General features: G+C 55.2%; 1 rRNA gene. It reads left to right on the top strand.

The annotated features are described in order from the left end of the window. Positions 1–1535 (top strand): 23S ribosomal RNA (locus ACFQ50_RS24500); the annotation flags it as partial. Positions 1536–1575: the final 40 nt, after the last annotated feature.

Here is a 1575-nt window from a genome sequence, read left to right as displayed (position 1 = left end):
AGGGTTTTGGTGGAGCGCGGGACCTGATCCTGGGAGGCAAGCGTATTAACAGGTGTGACGCAGGAAGGTAGCCGAGCCGGGCGATGGTTGTCCCGGTCCAAGGATGTAGGGCGAACGGTAGGCAAATCCGCTGTTCATGTGCCTGAGATCTGACGGGACTCCCGTAAAGGGGGGATTCGGTGATCCTATGCTGCCTAGAAAAGCATCGGCGCGAGGTTTTAGCCGCCCGTACCCCAAACCGACACAGGTGATCAGGTAGAGAATACTAAGGCGATCGAGAGAATTATGGTTAAGGAACTCGGCAAAATGCCCCCGTAACTTCGGGAGAAGGGGGGCCCCAACCTTGAACGGTACTAGCGACCGGGAGGGGATCGGGGCCGCAGAGACCAGGGGGAAGCGACTGTTTACTAAAAACACAGGTCCGTGCGAAGTCGCAAGACGATGTATACGGACTGACTCCTGCCCGGTGCTGGAAGGTTAAGAGGACCGGTTAGCCTCACGGCGAAGCTGAGAATTTAAGCCCCAGTAAACGGCGGTGGTAACTATAACCATCCTAAGGTAGCGAAATTCCTTGTCGGGTAAGTTCCGACCTGCACGAATGGAGTAACGACTTCCCCGCTGTCTCAACCATAAACTCGGCGAAATTGCAGTACGAGTAAAGATGCTCGTTACGCGCAGCAGGACGGAAAGACCCCGAGACCTTTACTATAGTTTGGTATTGGTGTTCGGAGTGGCTTGTGTAGGATAGGTGGGAGACGTTGAAGCCCGGACGCCAGTTCGGGTGGAGTCATCGTTGAAATACCACTCTGGTCACTTTGGACATCTAACTTCGGCCCGTAATCCGGGTCAGGGACAGTGCCTGATGGGTAGTTTAACTGGGGCGGTTGCCTCCTAAAAAGTAACGGAGGCGCCCAAAGGTTCCCTCAGCCTGGTTGGCAATCAGGTGTCGAGTGTAAGTGCACAAGGGAGCTTGACTGTGAGAGAGACATCTCGAGCAGGGACGAAAGTCGGGACTAGTGATCCGGCGGTACATTGTGGAATGGCCGTCGCTCAACGGATAAAAGGTACCTCGGGGATAACAGGCTGATCTTGCCCAAGAGTCCATATCGACGGCATGGTTTGGCACCTCGATGTCGGCTCGTCGCATCCTGGGGCTGGAGTAGGTCCCAAGGGTTGGGCTGTTCGCCCATTAAAGCGGTACGCGAGCTGGGTTTAGAACGTCGTGAGACAGTTCGGTCCCTATCCGCTGCGCGCGCAGGAAATTTGAGAAGGGCTGTCCTTAGTACGAGAGGACCGGGACGGACGAACCTCTGGTGTGTCAGTTGTACTGCCAAGTGCACCGCTGATTAGCTACGTTCGGATGGGATAACCGCTGAAAGCATCTAAGCGGGAAGCTCGCTTCGAGATGAGATTTCCATACACCTTGTGTGTGAGAGGCCCCCAGCCAGACCACTGGGTTGATAGGCCGGATGTGGAAGCGAGGACTAACGACTCGTGAAGCTGACCGGTACTAATAGGCCGATAACTTACACCACACACCACCCCCGCAAACGGATTCAAAAGCGTTTGCACCCA

It is taken from the genome of Arthrobacter sp. NPDC056493, assembly GCF_042795115.1.
GTDB lineage: Bacteria > Actinomycetota > Actinomycetes > Actinomycetales > Micrococcaceae > Arthrobacter.
This window is presented reverse-complemented; position numbering and strand designations above follow the sequence as displayed.